Source organism: Mesorhizobium sp. L48C026A00 (genome assembly GCF_000502375.1).
GTDB lineage: Bacteria > Pseudomonadota > Alphaproteobacteria > Rhizobiales > Rhizobiaceae > Mesorhizobium > Mesorhizobium muleiense.
In genome coordinates this window covers 1-222 of record NZ_AYWU01000137.1, presented here as the reverse complement: position 1 = coordinate 222, position 222 = coordinate 1, and the positions used below count along the sequence as shown (strand labels likewise).

At 63.5% G+C, this 222-nt stretch carries 1 protein-coding gene; it reads right to left on the bottom strand.

Annotation, left to right across the window (positions count from 1 at the left end):
* Positions 1-219, bottom strand: a 219-nt coding sequence (locus X738_RS0145600; RefSeq protein ID WP_198032973.1) for an ATP-binding protein, incomplete at its 3' end; no start/stop codon positions are given.
* Positions 220-222 lie beyond the last annotated feature (3 nt).

The following is a 222-nucleotide window of genomic DNA, read 5'->3' as shown; positions in this document are numbered from 1 at the left end:
ATTCTCGATCTGCGCGTCATGGCGAAGCTGGGCAGCCCTGGCGCGAGCCTCGAAACGCTTCTGGCGGCGCATGGTCGCCTCGCGTTCGAGCAGCATGGCAAGCCATTCGCCGTGCTCGAGGTCGCGCACTTCGGACTGTGCGTCGAGTTCCTGGAAAGCGGTTGCCATGCCGTAAAGGCCGAGCTCTCGCAGCATGTCGATGGGGGGATTGATCAGCATGGG